Origin of the sequence: Curvibacter sp. CHRR-16 (assembly GCF_018474005.1) — a bacterium.
Classification (GTDB): Bacteria; Pseudomonadota; Gammaproteobacteria; order Burkholderiales; family Burkholderiaceae_C; genus Allorhodoferax.
Genome location: NZ_JAHCSH010000004.1, coordinates 331,411 through 346,343, shown reverse-complemented (window position 1 = coordinate 346,343; position 14,933 = coordinate 331,411). Strand labels below are relative to the sequence as shown.

Here is a 14,933-nt window from a genome sequence, read left to right as displayed (position 1 = left end):
AATAGCCCTTGATGAAGCGTCCAAGGTAATGACCCATCCAGATTTCAATCAACTCAAAAAGCTGTGCGAACGCAGCATAGCGAAAATGAGTGCTGCAGAGGCACTGGAGCATATCGGCCAGTTGATAGACGATGCCACTGACGCGTCCTTCGAGCGCGGCGCCAAACGTGCTCTCTACCTGCTTGACGAACTCGCAGACCGTGAACTCATCGCCACAGACGGTGCGTTGATCGAGTACTTTCGAGCTAACGCCTGGGCCGCGCTGTCGCTCATAGCAAACGTTCGCCAATCATGGTCTTGGGAGTCGAAGGAACGGCAAGCAGAGTTGCTTGCTCTCTCCCGTGCTGCAAATCACGTCGGCTTTGCAAGCCTCGATAAGGTTCGTCGGTGCCAGATTCTCACCAATCAGGCGAATCTACTGAACATGGTTGGGCGAACAATTGATGCAATCGCAGTATGGGACGCCGCCTTACAGATCATCCCAAACTTTGCGAAGGCTTGGGGAAACAGAGGCTGTGGCCTCAAAAGTTATGTTGGAATGTTGATGGATGACCGAGAGCGAGCGATCCTTGCTTTGCATGCGGTAGACAGCCTCCATCTGGCGCTGGGCAGGGACTCATTTTTCGAATCAGTTGATTCGCAAGGCGCAACTGCTTACTTTGCTGATCAGGCAATGACACTCGGTCGCGCGGTCGATGTTGATGCGGTTCGGGCGATTCAGTGCCTTGATCAAGGCAACGAAGGCCGATCAAAGAGTGAGCGAGCTTATCGCCGATGGTGTCTGAAACACCGTCTCTTTTTGAGCCCATTGAACGACCTGGGCCCGCATCTTGCCGCATCCACCGATGACCTTATGTTGCCGCCTCTGATCGAACGAATTGGTGATCGTTCGGACGGGCACCTTCCCCCGCCAATCGTTGGCTTCTTCAGTCAGATGAAGCAGGAGTACGTGTCTGCACGCTTCATGCTGTTCGACGGTTTGAGCAGTACACGTGTGCACTTCTCTGATCGCAATGTCGCACTTACTGACACTCTCGACTATCCGCTCTATTCGCTGGCAAGCGAGCGGGTCCGTACGGCCTTTCGCGTCGCGTATTCTCTGCTTGATAAGGTCGCCTTTCTCGTTGATCGCTACTGGAAACTGGGGAAGACACAAGACAAGATTAGCTTCAAGAACGTGTGGATGGTCGAGGGCAAAGCACGCCTGTTACCTCAGTTCGACCAATTGGATAACCTGCCATTGCGTGGCTTGTACTGGCTATCGAAGGAGTTGTTCGACGAGCAGCTCAAACAGACCACTGCTGCTGATGCTCGTGAATTGCACGTCATCCGCAATGCCCTAGAACACACCTATCTGCGTGTGAGCGAAGGTTGGGCTAAGCCATTCATGATTACCGGGGAGAGCAGCAGCGGATTCGGTATATCCATCGGCAGTGATGAGCTCGAAGCCAAAACAATACGTGTCATGCAAATGGCTCGATCCGCGCTGTTCTATGTTTCCATGGCAATTGGCGTCGAAGAGCGGAGGAAGCGACTCGCAATGCCGCCGCAGCTCATTGGCTCTATGCCAATCTTCGGCCTCAACGATAGGCGAAAGCGGCGGGACCCAAACTAGTTTGGCTTTCGCAATTCGCAGCACCCCTGATTCACAGCCCCAACGTAAATCGCTCCTTTGTCTGCGAACCGGCACCTAGCCGATGATAAAAGCGGATAGCGCCAGTGTTCCAGTGCGGTGTTTGCCACTGCAGGTCAATGCAGCCTTGTTCCCGCGCAAATCGGATGACTTGCTCTACAAGCATTCGCCCTGCACCAAGGCCACGTACAGCATCAACCAGATACAGACAGTCCAAATGTGCAAAGGGCTGCGCAGTCAGGGTTGCCCAGTCAAGGGTGACGCTGGCATAGCCTGCGGCTTCACCTGTGTTGACCAATTCCAGCCACCATATGTGTACCAACTTGTCAGCTAGTGCCGCATGCAGGCGCTCTGTATGCCCAACCACTGCAAAGCTGCATTGCTCGTAGGCTGCATGGGCGGCGCACAAAGGCGTAAGCAGTGCAGCATGCTCTGGCAAAGCGCGGTTCACGCGCCAAGCCTTGGCCTGCTGCTCCATCAACACGCACACTCAATAGCTGCCGCATTGGCTGGCATGGTGCCCGGTTCGCTGCCGGTGGCCAGCGGTTGCCCGTCGCGTATCCAAAAGTCCAAGCCACCCAGCATTTCCTTCACGGTAAAGCCCAGGCTGGCCAGTTTGTACGCACCTTTGGTCGAGCCATTGCAGCCGATGCCGTCGCAGTAGGTGACATACACCTTGCTGCGGTCGAGCCGGGCGGTGCTTTCTGCGGTCATCAAGCGGTGCGGAAAGTTGATAGCACCGGGCACATGGCCGCGTGCGTAGAGCGCTTCGGACCGGGTGTCTATGACGACCAGTTGCGCCACGCCGGCGCGCAGGTCTTCGGCCACGTCCCACGCATCGGCGTGGTAGCTGAGCTTGTGGGCCATGAATTCGGCCATCTGGGCCGGGCTGGCGGGTGCATAGGCCAGAACGTGGGAAGCAGGCTGCGCCATGAAAAACTCCTTAAACCGTTGAGACGGGACTCCACTGTAGGGTTAAGTGGTCTTACCATTAATGCCAATTAATGAATCTGTATAAGACCAATGAAACCTGCCCAGCCCAGTTTGTGGACCACCTTGTTTGATGCTGCAGCCAGCAGCCAAGGGCTGCGCGAGCGGGTGTGTGCTGCGCTGCGCCAGGCTATGCGCAGCGGCACTTTGGCAGCAGGGCAACGCCTGCCAGCCAGCCGTGTGCTGGCGCAGGATTTGGGAGTGTCCCGGGTGACGGTGGAGGCAGCCTATGCCCAGCTGGAGGCCGAGGGCTATGTCATGCGCCACACTGGGCGCGGCAGCTTTGTGGCCGAGCTGCAAGCCATGCCGCAGACCCGAGCGACTGGCCGCGTACCCTCAACACCAGCTAAACCAGCCACACCGCTGGCACTGTCACGGCGCGGGCAGATGCTGGTGAACACGGGCGGCTGTATGGAGCCGCTGCAGTTGCAGGCTTTTGCTGCGGGCAGCCCGGACTTGCGGGCTTTTGACCATGCACTGTGGCGTCAACTCAGTGCCCGGCTGTTGCGCACACAGCCGCAAGACCTGATGCGCTATGGCGACCCCCAAGGCCGCCAAGACCTGCGCCAAGCGCTGACGCAGTACCTGACGCAGTCGCGGGCGGTGGCCTGCACGGCAGAGCAGGTGCTGGTGCTGACCAGTTCGCAGCAGGCACTGCAGCTGCTGGCTACCGCGCTGCTGGACCCAGGGCAGCGGGTCTGGGTGGAAGACCCGGGCTACCGGGGTGCGCGCACGGCGTTTGAAGCAGCCGGTGCCACGGTCGTGCCCATGCCGGTGGATGCCCAAGGCTTGGTGCCCGACTTCACGCTGGAGCCGCCGCGCTTGATCTACCTCACCCCTTCGCACCAATACCCCACGGGCGCCACCCTGAGCCTGGAGCGGCGCATGGCGCTGGTGGACTACGCCCACCAGCATGGGTGCTGGATTGTGGAAGACGACTACGACAGCGAGTTTTTGTACGACGCACGCGCTACGCCCAGTCTGCAAGGGCTGGACGGTGGGCAGCGGGTGATTTATGTGGGCACTTTTTCCAAGACCTTGTTCCCATCGCTGCGGCTGGCCTACGCGGTGCTGCCGCCCGAGCTGGTGATACCGCTGGTGACCGCCCGCAGCGTCATGGATGGGCACAGCGCGCAGTGGCCGCAGGCTGTTACGGCGCAGTTCATGGAGCAGGGTTATTTCGCTGCCCACCTGCGCCACATGCGCCGTCTGTACCGCAGCCGGCGCGACCTGTTGCTGCAGGCCTTGGCCCAGCACTGCCCGTGGGCCCAGCCATTGCCCTGCAACGGAGGGCTGCAGATGGTGGTACTGCTGCCACACGGTACAGAGCAAAAACTGACACTGACCGCCGCTGCACTGGGGGTTGCCACTCCCCGTTTGGGGCCGCTGTACGCAAAGCCCAACGCAGTCGACGGCTGGCTGCTGGGTTTTGCCGCCTTGGAGCCTGCAGAGATTGAGCGGGCGGCGGCGCTTTTGGGCAAACTACGACCATAAATATTCAATATGCACGCGCACTGGCTGCATGCTGCAGTCAGTGTGTAATCAGCCAACTAGAAAGAAACAACATGCACGACATCCAATGCCCGCACTGTGGCACCGCATTCAAGATTGACGAGTCCGGGTACGCGGACATACTGCAGCAGGTCAAGGGCGCGGAGTTTGAGCGCGAGCTACAAGGGCGCTTGGCTGTGGCCGAGCGCGAAAAGCACAGCGCGCTGCAACTGGCCAAAGCCACCGCCGCGACCGAGCTGCAACGCGCAGCCGCTGCCCAGCAGGCCGAGCTGGCGCAGCTGCGTGCCCAACTGACTGCCCAGCTGCAGGCGGCGGATGTGGAGCGCAAACTGGCCGTGAGCGAAGCCTTGGGAGCCTTGCAACAAGAGCGCGACAAGCTGGCCCACGACCTGCAGCAGATGCAGCGTGAGCAGCAAGCCGCTGCCGAGTTGAACCGCGCCCAGCTGCAAGTGAAATACCAGCAGGCCGTGGCCGCCAAAGACGCTGAGCTACAAGCCCTGCGCGCCCAACTGGATCAGAGCGAGATGGCTAAGCAGTTGGCGGAGCAGTCGCTCAAAGACAAGTACGAAACCCAGCTCAAAGACCGCGATGAAGCCATAGAGCGCCTGCGCGACATGAAGGCGCGCCTGTCCACCAAGATGGTGGGCGAAACGCTGGAGCAGCACTGCGAGACCGAGTTCAACCGCCTGCGCCCAACGGCGTTCCAGCGGGCCTACTTTGAGAAGGACAACGATGCCAGCAGCGGTAGCAAGGGTGACTACATCTTCCGCGACCAAGACGAGGGGGGCACGGAAATCGTCTCCATCATGTTTGAGATGAAAAACGAGAGCGAGACCACCGCCACCAAAAAGCGCAACGAAGACTTCTTCAAAGAGCTGGACAAAGACCGCACCGAAAAAGGCTGCGAGTACGCGGTGTTGGTGTCGCTGCTGGAGCCCGAGAGCGAGCTGTACAACACGGGCATTGTGGATGTGTCTTACCGCTACCCCAAGATGTACGTGATCCGCCCGCAGTTCTTCATCCCCATCATCACACTGTTGCGCAACGCGGCGATGAACGCGCTGCAGTACAAGACCGAGTTGGCGTTGGTGAAGGCGCAGAGCGTGGATGTGACCAACTTCGAGAACGAGCTGGAGTCGTTCAAGTCCGCCTTTGCCAAGAACTACGACCTGGCTTCGCGGCGCTTTCAGACGGCGATTGATGAGATCGACAAGTCCATCGATCACCTGCAAAAAACCAAAGAAGCCCTGCTGGGTACAGACCGCAACCTGCGCTTGGCCAATGACAAGGCGCAGGATGTGACCATCAAAAAACTGACCCGTGGCAACCCCACCATGGCCGAAAAGTTTGCGCAGGCGAAATCTAACCCCGCTAACCTAGCCGGAGAGGCATAAAAAAACCGCAGCCTAGGCTGCGGTTTTTTTATTGGAAGAAAGGCGCTGGATTACAGCGGTACTTTCTTGAGCATTTCCACGCCGACTTTGCCTGCGGCGATTTCGCGCAGAGCAGTCACGGCGGGTTTGTTCTTGCTCTCTACCTTGGCGGTGTGGCCTTGGCTGAGCATGCGTGCACGGTAGGTAGCGGCCAGAACCAGTTGGAAGCGGTTAGGGACTTGCTTGAGGCAGTCTTCAACGGTGATGCGTGCCATGTGTAGAGCTCCGGTGTGTTTACGCGATATTGAGTGCTTGGAAAGTTTCAGCCCGGGCGCGGCGTTGGGCTGCAAACTTCAGACGCTGGGCATGAACGATGGCTTTCAGATCGAACAAGGCCCGGTCAAATAACTCGTTGATTATAACGAAGTCGAATTGGCTGGCCTGCGCTACTTCCACTTGGGCATTGCGCATGCGCAGTTCAATGGTGTCGGGTGCGTCTTCGCCACGGCGTTCTAGGCGTGAGCGCAGTTCTTCCCAGCTAGGTGGCAAGATGAAGATGCATACGGCGTTTGCAAACTTTTCTTTCACCTGCATGGCGCCTTGGAAGTCGATTTCCAAAATCACGTCCGAGCCTTGTGCCATGCGTTCTTCAATGGCTTTGCGCGAGGTGCCGTAGCGGTTGGAGTGGACGTTGGCCCATTCCAAGAAGGCGTTGGTTTCGACCATGGAGTCGAACTCTTGTGGCGAGACGAAGAAGTATTCACGGCCATGCTTTTCTTGGCCACGCGGGGCGCGGGTGGTGTGCGATACCGAGGGCTGCAGGCGCGAGTCCAGCTCCAGCAGGGCTTTGCACAGGCTGGACTTGCCCGCACCACTGGGGGCAGCCACCACAAACAGGTTGCCGGGGTAGTCGGCAGGGAATGCAGGGGATGTTGTTGAGACCATTGCTTATTCTATGTTTTGCACCTGCTCGCGCATTTGTTCTATCAGTACTTTCATGTCCACGCTGATGCGGCTCATCTCCAGTGCCGCAGATTTGGAGCCCAGTGTGTTGGCCTCGCGGTGCAGTTCTTGGATGATGAAGTCCAGCCGTTTGCCGATGTCGCCCCCTTTTTTGAGTAGCTGGGCTATTTCACTCAGGTGCGACTGCAGGCGGGTGATTTCCTCGGCCACGTCGATGCGGATGGCAAAGGCAGTGGCTTCGCTCAGGGCGCGTTCTTGCGCGGCTTCAGGTGTGGCTTCGGTATCGGTCAGTTGCATGGCTTCACGCCAGCGTTGCAAAAAGCGTTCACGCTGTTGCTGTACCAACTGAGGCACCAGAGGCTCGGCTTGCTTGGCCAGCTCTTGCAGTTGGGTAATGCGCTCTTGCAGCGATTGGGCCAAGCGCTTGCCTTCGCGCTGGCGCGATTGCACAAATTCTTTGAGGCATTCTTGCGCCAGCGGTAGGATGGATTCGCTCAGGTCAGTGCTGGTGTGTTGCTCGCTGCCCGCCATGCGTAGCACTTCGGCCACGCTCAGGGGCTGAGCGGAGGGGAGCCAGGCGCGCACTTGGTCTTGTGCTGCATTCAGGCGTTGCAACAGTTTGACGGAGGGGTCACTTACTCCAGTAGCTTGCAGGCGTTCCAAGGCCAAGCGCAGTTCTACCTTGCCGCGTTTGAGGCTAGATTGCAACAGTTCACGCAGTGCGGGTTCGTGTTGGCGCAGCTCATCGGGCAAGCGGAAACTAAGATCGAGAAAGCGGCTGTTGACAGAGCGGATTTCGACCGCCAAGCGCACCGTGGGGGCAGGGGCCGAACCACCGTCTGTGGCGGGGGATGTGGCATCGCTCAGCTGGGCGCTGGCGTAGCCGGTCATGCTGTAAACTGCCATAGATAAGCCTATTGAGGTCTAACGAGGCCCGAGAATAACCGCATTTATGAATACCAAGGCCAAGCCTTCGCCACTACCTCCAGATACCATCATTGGTGGTTATCGCATTGTTCGCAAAGTGGCGGCAGGTGGTTTTGGGGTGGTGTACTTGGCCATGGATCCAGAAGGTCAGCAAGTGGCCATCAAGGAGTATTTGCCTTCCTCTCTGGCTACCCGCGATGTGGGGGAGCTGACTCCCCAGATCGTGCCCGAGAAGTTGTCCCTCTACCGCTTGGGGCTCAAGAGCTTTTTCGAGGAAGGGCGTTCACTGGCGCAGATTTCACATGCGTCGGTGGTTAGCGTGCTCAATTTCTTCCGTGATAACGAGACCGTGTACATGGTCATGAACTACTTGGAGGGAGCCCCCCTGCAAGACTTCATCGTCACGGCCCGTGAACTGAAAAAAGCCAAGGTGTTTCGCGAGTCCACCATCCGGTCACTGTTTGATGAAATTCTGCGTGGCTTGCGCATCGTGCACCAGCACAAGATGTTGCACTTGGACATCAAGCCGGCCAACGTCTTCATTACCGATGACAACCGTGCGGTGCTGATCGATTTTGGCGCTGCCCGCGAGGTGCTGAGCAAAGAGGGTAACTTCATCCGCCCCATGTACACGCCGGGTTTTGCGGCTCCCGAGATGTACCGCCGCGATTCCTCGTTGGGGCCGTGGACAGATATTTACGCTATTGGCGCTTGCATTTATGCCTGTATGCAAGGGTATCCGCCCATAGAAGCGCCGCAGCGGCAGGACAAGGATCGCTTGATGGCATCGTTGGCCAAGATGCGTGGCGTGTATTCGGACAATTTGATCGAAGTGGTGCAGTGGTGCATGTCGCTGGATCCCTTGGCAAGACCCCAATCGGTGTTTGCACTACAAAAAGAGCTGGCTCGCGAAGGTGAGCGACGCTATACCAAACTTAGCGTGGCTGAGAAGATGCGGTTGCAGCTTGACAGCTTGGTGCCTGATAGCAAGAAGCCAGCAGGCGCGCAAGGAAAAACCAAATGAAGTTTTCCATCTTCCAAGTCAGTCGCAAGGGGGGGCGTGATAAAAACGAAGACCGCATGGGCTATTGCTATACCAAAGCGAGCGGCTTGTTTTTGGTTGCCGATGGCATGGGCGGGCATCCGCATGGTGAGGTAGCGGCCCAGTTGGCCTTGCACACAGTGGCGGCGCAGTTTCAGCGCGAAGCCAATCCCGAAGTGGCCGATGTGCCTTCCTTCTTGGAACGCGCTTTGCTGGCTGCGCACCGCCGAATTCTGCGCTTTTCCATGGAACAGGGTTTGAGCGATTCGCCGCGCACCACGCTGGTGGCTTGCATGGTGCAGGGCGGCAAGGCGTATTGGATTCACTGCGGTGACTCCCGTCTGTACTGGGTGCGTGACGGCGTGATGTTGACCCGTACCAAAGACCATTCTTACGCAGAGCAAGGGGCAGACAAAGTGCTGGCCCAAACGGTCAACCGCAACGTGCTCTACACCTGCTTGGGTTCACCCGTAAAGCCGCTGTACGACGTGACAGGTCCTGTGCATCTGTTGGGTGGTGACCGCCTGATGCTGTGCTCTGACGGTTTGTGGAGTGCTGTGGCCGATGCCGATATCGTACGTGAGTTGTGTGCCAAGCCTGTAACTGACAGTGCCCCCGATTTGGTGGAGTTAGCCCTGTCCAATGCGGGCGGTAAAGGTGACAACGTGACCATGATCGCGCTGGAGTGGGAGGTCGAGGAGCAATTCCAAACCACGCGCGGCACCATCTCGACCGAATCGATCGAAGAGGGCGTGTTTGCCTCCACTGTGCAAGCCAGTTGGAATGACATAGAGATAGACGATTTTGATGACGAGGCCATTGAACGCTCGATTGCCGAGATCAATGAAGCCATCCGCCGTTCTGCCGAGCGCAAGAACTGATTTTTCTCCCCAGGAGTATTGGTATGAGTTTTGTCCGCAGCGCCAACCGCGCAGCCGATGCATTGCGCCCCGTGCGCATCACCCGTGGTTACACCATGCACGCCGAAGGTTCGGTGCTGATTGAGTTTGGTAACACCAAAGTGCTGTGTACCGCGTCCGTGGAAGAGCGCGTGCCGCCCCACAAACGTGGCAGTGGTGAGGGTTGGGTCACGGCCGAATACGGTATGTTGCCGCGTGCCACCCACACCCGCAGCGACCGCGAAGCCGCCAAGGGCAAGCAAAGCGGCCGCACGCAAGAAATTCAGCGCCTGATTGGCCGCTCGCTGCGCGCTGTGTTTGATTTGAGTAAGCTCGGTGAGCGCACCATCCAGCTCGACTGCGACGTGATCCAAGCCGATGGTGGAACCCGCACAGCTGCTATTACGGGGGCTTTTGTTGCCGCCCAAGATGCAGTGAATCAGTTATTGGCCAAGGGGCTGATTGCTCAAAGCCCCATCATCGCTTCAGTAGCTGCCATCAGTGTGGGCATTGTGCAGGGCACACCACTGCTCGATTTGGAATACACCGAAGACTCGGCCTGCGATACCGACATGAACGTGGTCATGACCGGGGCTGGGCGTTTTGTGGAAATCCAGGGCACGGCCGAGGGAGCGCCCTTTAGCCGCAGCGAAATGGATGCTTTGCTGGGCTTGGCCGAGAAAGGCATTACCGAGTTGATGGTGTTGCAGCAGCAAGCACTGAAAGCCTGAGCCCCATGAAAATTGTTTTGGCTTCTAACAACCAAGGCAAGCTCAAAGAGCTGCAAGCCATGCTCTCGCCGTTGGGTTGCACCTTGGTCTGCCAGGGCGATTTGGGCGTGCCCGAAGCACCCGAGCCCTACCGCACCTTTGTGGAAAACGCTCTGACCAAAGCCCGTAATGCCGCCCAGTGCACAGGCCTGCCCGCGCTGGCCGACGACGCTGGTTTGTGTGTTGATGCTTTTGGTGGTTTGCCGGGGGTCGACACGGCTTACTACGCTACCCAGTTTGGCTACGAAAAAAGCGATGCCAACAATGTACGTGCTTTGTTGGAGCAAATGCAGGGTGTGAGTAACCGCCGTGCAGCCATGGTTAGCACGCTGGTGGCTGTGCGCAGTGCTGAAGACCCTGAGCCGCTGATCGCCGTAGGTCGCGTGAGTGGCTTGATCGCTCCCGAGCCAGTGGGTAGCAATGGTTTTGGTTTTGACCCAGTGATGTTCATTGAGCAGTTTGGCCAGACTTTTGCCCAATTGCCTACCGAGGTGAAAAACGCCCACAGCCATCGCGGTCAAGCCGCGCAGGCCATGGTGGAGATGATTCGCAGCCGCTGGCTGCCTTGATTGCGGCGCATGCAGGACATTCAGCACTACATGCGCCCTGGGGCGCTGCAGCTCACCAGCTTGCCACCGCTGTCGCTCTATATTCACCTACCGTGGTGCTTGCGCAAGTGCCCGTATTGCGACTTCAATTCGCACGAACTCTCCAACGGGCTGGACGATGACTTGGGCCAGCGCTATGTGCAGGCCTTGGTGCGCGACCTGGAAAGCAGCTTGCCGATGGTGTGGGGGCGCACAGTGCAGACCATCTTTATCGGTGGGGGTACGCCCAGTCTGCTTTCGCCCCATTTGCTCGACCAATTGCTGGCCGATGTACGTGCCCGCATTCGGCTGGCGCCAGACTGTGAGATCACGCTCGAAGCCAATCCGGGCACGTTTGAGCGCGACCGTTTTCGTGCCTTTCGCCAAGCAGGGGTGACGCGCCTGTCAGTGGGGGTGCAGAGTTTCAACGATGATTTTTTGCGCGTGCTGGGTCGTGTGCACAACAAGGCTCAGGCTTTGGCTGCACTGGAAGAAGCTGCGCAGGCGTTTGATACTTTCAACATCGATCTGATGTACGCATTGCCAGGCCAAACGCGCGAGCAGTTAAAGGCCGATGTGAACCAAGCCTTGCAGTTTTCGCCACCGCATTTGTCGGTTTATCACCTCACCATCGAGCCCAACACCTACTTTGCCAAGTTCCCGCCAGTGTTGCCCGATGAAGATATTGCGTACGACATGCTGGACGACATCACAGCGCTCACAGGGCAGAGTGGCTTGCAGCGCTACGAGGTGTCCGCCTACGCAAGAGCGGGGCACCAGTGCCAGCACAACCTGAACTACTGGCAGTTTGGCGACTATCTGGGCATTGGCGCAGGGGCGCACGGCAAGCTGAGCTTTGCCCACCGCGTGGTGCGCCAAGTGCGTTTGCGCGATCCCATGCGCTATCTGCAGGGGGCTGAAGCTGGCAATGCCGTAGCCCAAGAGGATGAGGTGGCGCGCGAAGACTTGGCCTTTGAGTTCATGCTCAACGCGCTGCGCTTGCGCGAGGGTTTTGCGGTGCAGGATTTCGTTGATCGGACGGGCTTGGCGCTCACCCGCCTAGAAGGTGCGCTGCAGCAAGCCGAAAGCCAAGGTTTGATAGAGCGCGATTGGAAGCGTATTCGGCCCACCGATAAAGGCTTCGATTTTTTGAGTGACTTACAGGGGCTTTTCCTGTCCAATTCGGACTAGGGCTGGGCGTGCCTAGCCTCAAGGAGGTAGGCATGTTCTCTCTGTATGGCAAAGCAGGGCAGGTGTATCAAGAGCCCACCGCAGCGCAACGCGCTGCATCACATCCATCCAGCCGGGTGGAGTTGATCATGAGCCACCAAGTCCATCTGCTGGACGATCAGCTCACATGCCAGCAAGCGTGGGAGTTCTTGGAGCTCCACCACATTGCGCAAGCACCCGTAGTCACCCCCGAGGCGGTGTTGGTGGGATTGGTCGGGCGCGTGCAGCTGATGCGAATCCTGTGGCCAGACGATGCGCTGCACGGTAACCGCAGCGCAGCGTTGCACAAACCTGTGACCGAGTGCATGCTCAGTCCATCGCCCATGGTCACGGTGGACAGTGATGTGCGTGAACTCGTGCGCTTGCTGCTTGATGCAGGTTTGTCTGGTGTGCCCGTTGTTGGTGAGGCAGGTAAGGTGGTGGGTTTTGTGACGCGCAGCGATGTACTGCGATCCATGGTGCAAGGCCCCACGCAAGATTGGTGGGCTTGATGCAGCCGATGGTGAAGAAAATAACGAAAAAAGTGCAGACGAAAAAAAATCAGTACGGCTTGAAGGCTATACTGATTTTTCAATTTTGGTGCCCAAGAGAGGACTCGAACCTCCACGCCTCGCAGCGCTAGTACCTGAAACTAGTGCGTCTACCAATTCCGCCACCTGGGCTTTCAGGAAAGACGCTAGTATAGCATGGCTTTTTGATTGGAATTTAAATGTTGGAAGAATTCAAAGGCATCATCCAAGGACATAGGGATGGTCACGCATTCATAGTGCGTGAGGACGGAGGTGCCGATGTGTACCTAGCGCCCAACGAGGCGCGTGCGGTACTGCACCAAGACAAGGTGCGCGCCCGTGTGACGCGCATGGATCGTAAGAACCGCCCCGAAGGGCGTGTGCTTGAAATATTGGAGCGTTCAGAGCAACCTATTATTGGACGCTTGCTGCATGAAAGTGGCGTCTGGTTGGTGGCTCCTGAAGACAAACGCTATGGGCAAGATGTGCTCATTCCCAAAGGGGGGCTGGGTGATGCCCGCCCCGGGCAAGTGGTGGTGGTGCAGTTGGTGGAGCCACCAGCGCTGTACGCCCAGCCCATAGGGCGTGTGCATGAAGTGCTCGGTGAGGTAGACGATCCAGGCATGGAGATCGAGATTGCTGTGCGCAAGTACAGCGTGCCGCACCAGTTTTCTTCGGCGTGTTTGGAACAGGCCAAAGGCTTGCCCGAGACAGTGCAAGCCTCGGATAAAAAAGGCCGTATCGATTTGACCGATATACCGTTGGTGACGATTGACGGCGAAGATGCGCGCGATTTTGACGATGCGGTGTACTGCGAACCCGCCCGCATTGGCAAAGGCCGTACGGCCAAGAATGGGTGGCGTTTGCTGGTGGCTATTGCCGATGTCAGTCACTATGTGCAAACCGGCTCAGCCATCGACATAGACGCTTATGACCGCGCCACCAGCGTCTACTTCCCGCGCCGCGTGATTCCCATGTTGCCCGAAAAGCTGTCCAACGGCTTGTGCTCACTTAACCCCAATGTGGATCGTCTGTGCATGGTGTGCGACATGCTGATAAGCGAAGAGGGTGAGTTAATGGCCTACCAGTTCTACCCTGGAGTGATGTGGAGCCATGCCCGCTTTACCTACACCGAGGTGGCTGCCATTTTGTCCAACACACGGGGGCCAGAAGCGCAAAAGCGCCAAGACTTGGTGCCGCACCTGATAGACCTGCACGATGTGTTCCAAGCATTGCTCAAAGCGCGCCAAGCGCGCGGAGCCGTGGACTTTGATACGACCGAAACGCAAATTGTGTGCGATGCCAATGGCCGCATCGAAAAAATCGTGCCGCGCACCCGCAATGTGGCGCACCGAGTGATCGAAGAGGCCATGTTGGCTGCCAACGTGTGCAGTGCAGACTTCATTTTGCAAAGCAAGCACATGGGCTTGTACCGTGTGCACGAAGGCCCTACGCCTGAGAAGCGTGAAATTTTGCGCAACTACCTGCGCAGTATGGGGGTGCAGTTCTCGTTGAGCGAAGAGCCCAAGCCGGGTGAATACCAAGCCATTGCCGATGCGACCAAAGAGCGCACCGATGCCAAACAAATTCACGCCATGTTGCTGCGTTCCATGCAGCAAGCCATCTATACGCCCATCAACAGTGGCCACTTTGGCTTGGCGTACGAGGGGTACACGCACTTCACTAGCCCCATTCGCCGCTATCCCGATTTGCTGGTACACCGCGTGATCAAGGCTATCTTGGCCGATAAAGTTTACGAACTGCCTGCGCTGCCCACGCCTACGGCTGCGCAGACACAATGGACGCGGCGCATGAAGCCACCAGCCAATGCACCAGTGGTGCGTGGAAAAAAAGCGCAAGCCCAGTCGATGGCGTGGCAGGCTGCGGGTTTGCATTGCAGTGCCAATGAGCGCCGTGCCGATGAGGCCAGCCGCGATGTGGAGGCGTGGCTCAAGTGCCAGTTCATGCGCGAGCATTTGGGCGAGGTCTTCAACGGCGTGGTGACGGCGGCGACCAGCTTCGGTTTGTTTGTGACGCTCGACTCCTTGTACGTGGAAGGCTTGGTGCACATTACCGAGTTGGGGGGCGAATATTTCCGCTTTGACGAAGCGCGGCAAGAGTTGCGCGGTGAACGCACGGGCATTCGATACAGCATTGGCACGGCGGTGCAAGTGCAGGTTAGCCGAGTCGATTTGGATGGTCGCCGTATCGATTTCCGCTTGGTAACCGAAGAGCGTGGGGCCTATGTTCCAGGCAGTAGTAAGGCCGGTGCTGCAGGCAAAGCGCCAGCCAAAACCAGCCGCAGCCAGCCGACGGCTGCGCCCAGCAAGACACCGCGCAGCCGCAGTGCTGAGGCTGCAGAACCCACAGGGCGAAGCAGCCGCAAAAAAACATCTGTGGCCAGTTTGGCCAAAGCCGCCAAGGCTGCCAAAACCGCTGTGCGCAAGGCCAAGCGCCGTAAATAGCGCTGGTCTAGGAAAACGGGGAAGGGGGTTAGG

General features: G+C 58.0%; 15 protein-coding genes and 1 tRNA gene. 10 read left to right on the top strand and 6 right to left on the bottom strand.

Annotation, left to right across the window (positions count from 1 at the left end; all coding sequences use genetic code 11):
* The first annotated feature begins 28 nt into the window (after positions 1 to 28).
* Entirely contained in the window at positions 29 to 1,615 is a 1,587-nt protein-coding gene (locus tag KIK84_RS11255) for an LA2681 family HEPN domain-containing protein (RefSeq protein ID WP_214123186.1), read from the top strand.
* Positions 1,616 to 1,646: 31 nt separating this feature from the next.
* Here KIK84_RS11255 and KIK84_RS11250 read toward each other — a convergent pair whose 3' ends face one another.
* Positions 1,647 to 2,111, bottom strand: coding sequence for a GNAT family N-acetyltransferase (locus KIK84_RS11250; RefSeq protein ID WP_250207939.1), 465 nt, complete (start codon positions 2,109 to 2,111; stop codon positions 1,647 to 1,649).
* The gene (locus tag KIK84_RS11245; RefSeq protein WP_250207921.1) at positions 2,111 to 2,566 is read right to left on the bottom strand and encodes a rhodanese-like domain-containing protein; all 456 of its coding nucleotides are present in this window, start codon (positions 2,564 to 2,566) and stop codon (positions 2,111 to 2,113) included. Before KIK84_RS11245 ends, KIK84_RS11250 begins: the two co-directional genes overlap by 1 nt.
* 90 nt (positions 2,567 to 2,656) lie before the next feature.
* Here KIK84_RS11245 and pdxR point away from each other — a divergent pair, with 90 nt between their 5' ends.
* Positions 2,657 to 4,117: a MocR-like pyridoxine biosynthesis transcription factor PdxR gene (gene pdxR, locus KIK84_RS11240; protein WP_214123184.1), complete on the top strand. Its 1,461-nt coding sequence runs from the start codon at positions 2,657 to 2,659 to the stop codon at positions 4,115 to 4,117.
* A 71-nt stretch (positions 4,118 to 4,188) separates the two neighbouring features.
* Entirely contained in the window at positions 4,189 to 5,529 is a 1,341-nt protein-coding gene (locus KIK84_RS11235) for a DUF2130 domain-containing protein (protein ID WP_214123183.1), read from the top strand.
* A gap of 50 nt (positions 5,530 to 5,579) precedes the next feature.
* Here the strand turns inward: KIK84_RS11235 and rpoZ are convergent, their stop codons facing one another.
* From rpoZ to KIK84_RS11220, 3 genes are read right to left on the bottom strand one after another with little or no spacing between them, the layout of a single operon-like run.
* Positions 5,580 to 5,783 carry a DNA-directed RNA polymerase subunit omega gene (gene rpoZ, locus KIK84_RS11230; RefSeq protein WP_214123182.1) on the bottom strand — a complete coding sequence of 68 codons (204 nt, stop codon included), beginning with the start codon at positions 5,781 to 5,783 and terminating at the stop codon, positions 5,580 to 5,582.
* 19 nt (positions 5,784 to 5,802) lie between these two features.
* Complete coding sequence (gene gmk, locus KIK84_RS11225) at positions 5,803 to 6,453, bottom strand: guanylate kinase (RefSeq protein WP_214123181.1); 651 nt, start codon at positions 6,451 to 6,453, stop codon at positions 5,803 to 5,805.
* 3 nt (positions 6,454 to 6,456) lie between these two features.
* A complete protein-coding gene (locus KIK84_RS11220) occupies positions 6,457 to 7,377 on the bottom strand; it encodes a YicC/YloC family endoribonuclease (protein ID WP_214123180.1) in 921 nt (306 codons plus the stop codon).
* Between the two features lie 46 nt (positions 7,378 to 7,423).
* Between KIK84_RS11220 and KIK84_RS11215 the strand changes: the two genes are divergently transcribed.
* From KIK84_RS11215 to KIK84_RS11190, 6 genes are all read left to right on the top strand, one after another.
* On the top strand, positions 7,424 to 8,422 hold the full coding sequence (locus tag KIK84_RS11215; protein ID WP_214123179.1) for a serine/threonine protein kinase: 999 nt from the start codon (positions 7,424 to 7,426) through the stop codon (positions 8,420 to 8,422).
* Entirely contained in the window at positions 8,419 to 9,321 is a 903-nt protein-coding gene (locus tag KIK84_RS11210; protein ID WP_214123178.1) for a PP2C family protein-serine/threonine phosphatase, read from the top strand. Before KIK84_RS11215 ends, KIK84_RS11210 begins: the two co-directional genes overlap by 4 nt.
* A 71-nt stretch (positions 9,322 to 9,392) precedes the next feature.
* Positions 9,393 to 10,070: a ribonuclease PH gene (rph, locus tag KIK84_RS11205; RefSeq protein ID WP_502757553.1), complete on the top strand. Its 678-nt coding sequence runs from the start codon at positions 9,393 to 9,395 to the stop codon at positions 10,068 to 10,070.
* Between the two features lie 5 nt (positions 10,071 to 10,075).
* Positions 10,076 to 10,678 (top strand): RdgB/HAM1 family non-canonical purine NTP pyrophosphatase, encoded by a 603-nt coding sequence (gene rdgB, locus KIK84_RS11200; RefSeq protein ID WP_214123176.1) that lies wholly within the window; start codon positions 10,076 to 10,078, stop codon positions 10,676 to 10,678.
* 9 nt (positions 10,679 to 10,687) lie between these two features.
* Positions 10,688 to 11,887: a radical SAM family heme chaperone HemW gene (gene hemW / locus KIK84_RS11195; RefSeq protein WP_214123175.1), complete on the top strand. Its 1,200-nt coding sequence runs from the start codon at positions 10,688 to 10,690 to the stop codon at positions 11,885 to 11,887.
* A gap of 32 nt (positions 11,888 to 11,919) precedes the next feature.
* Positions 11,920 to 12,417 (top strand): CBS domain-containing protein, encoded by a 498-nt coding sequence (locus tag KIK84_RS11190; RefSeq protein WP_214123174.1) that lies wholly within the window; start codon positions 11,920 to 11,922, stop codon positions 12,415 to 12,417.
* Between the two features lie 86 nt (positions 12,418 to 12,503).
* Here the strand turns inward: KIK84_RS11190 and KIK84_RS11185 are convergent.
* Positions 12,504 to 12,588 (bottom strand) — tRNA-Leu (locus KIK84_RS11185).
* A 47-nt stretch (positions 12,589 to 12,635) separates the two neighbouring features.
* On the opposite strand from KIK84_RS11185, the gene rnr reads away from it, so the two are divergent.
* Complete coding sequence (gene rnr / locus KIK84_RS11180) at positions 12,636 to 14,900, top strand: ribonuclease R (RefSeq protein ID WP_214123173.1); 2,265 nt, start codon at positions 12,636 to 12,638, stop codon at positions 14,898 to 14,900.
* Positions 14,901 to 14,933: the final 33 nt, after the last annotated feature.

Coding starts and splice junctions, on each gene's coding strand:
- rpoZ (WP_214123182.1), bottom strand. CDS start 5,783: ATGGCACGCATCACCGTTGAAGACTGCCTCAAGCAAGTCCCTAACCGC.
- pdxR (WP_214123184.1), top strand. CDS start 2,657: ATGAAACCTGCCCAGCCCAGTTTGTGGACCACCTTGTTTGATGCTGCA.
- rnr (WP_214123173.1), top strand. CDS start 12,636: ATGTTGGAAGAATTCAAAGGCATCATCCAAGGACATAGGGATGGTCAC.
- KIK84_RS11250 (WP_250207939.1), bottom strand. CDS start 2,111: ATGGAGCAGCAGGCCAAGGCTTGGCGCGTGAACCGCGCTTTGCCAGAG.
- KIK84_RS11245 (WP_250207921.1), bottom strand. CDS start 2,566: ATGGCGCAGCCTGCTTCCCACGTTCTGGCCTATGCACCCGCCAGCCCG.
- KIK84_RS11235 (WP_214123183.1), top strand. CDS start 4,189: ATGCACGACATCCAATGCCCGCACTGTGGCACCGCATTCAAGATTGAC.
- gmk (WP_214123181.1), bottom strand. CDS start 6,453: ATGGTCTCAACAACATCCCCTGCATTCCCTGCCGACTACCCCGGCAAC.
- KIK84_RS11220 (WP_214123180.1), bottom strand. CDS start 7,377: ATGGCAGTTTACAGCATGACCGGCTACGCCAGCGCCCAGCTGAGCGAT.
- KIK84_RS11255 (WP_214123186.1), top strand. CDS start 29: ATGACCCATCCAGATTTCAATCAACTCAAAAAGCTGTGCGAACGCAGC.
- KIK84_RS11210 (WP_214123178.1), top strand. CDS start 8,419: ATGAAGTTTTCCATCTTCCAAGTCAGTCGCAAGGGGGGGCGTGATAAA.
- KIK84_RS11215 (WP_214123179.1), top strand. CDS start 7,424: ATGAATACCAAGGCCAAGCCTTCGCCACTACCTCCAGATACCATCATT.
- hemW (WP_214123175.1), top strand. CDS start 10,688: ATGCAGGACATTCAGCACTACATGCGCCCTGGGGCGCTGCAGCTCACC.
- KIK84_RS11190 (WP_214123174.1), top strand. CDS start 11,920: ATGTTCTCTCTGTATGGCAAAGCAGGGCAGGTGTATCAAGAGCCCACC.
- rdgB (WP_214123176.1), top strand. CDS start 10,076: ATGAAAATTGTTTTGGCTTCTAACAACCAAGGCAAGCTCAAAGAGCTG.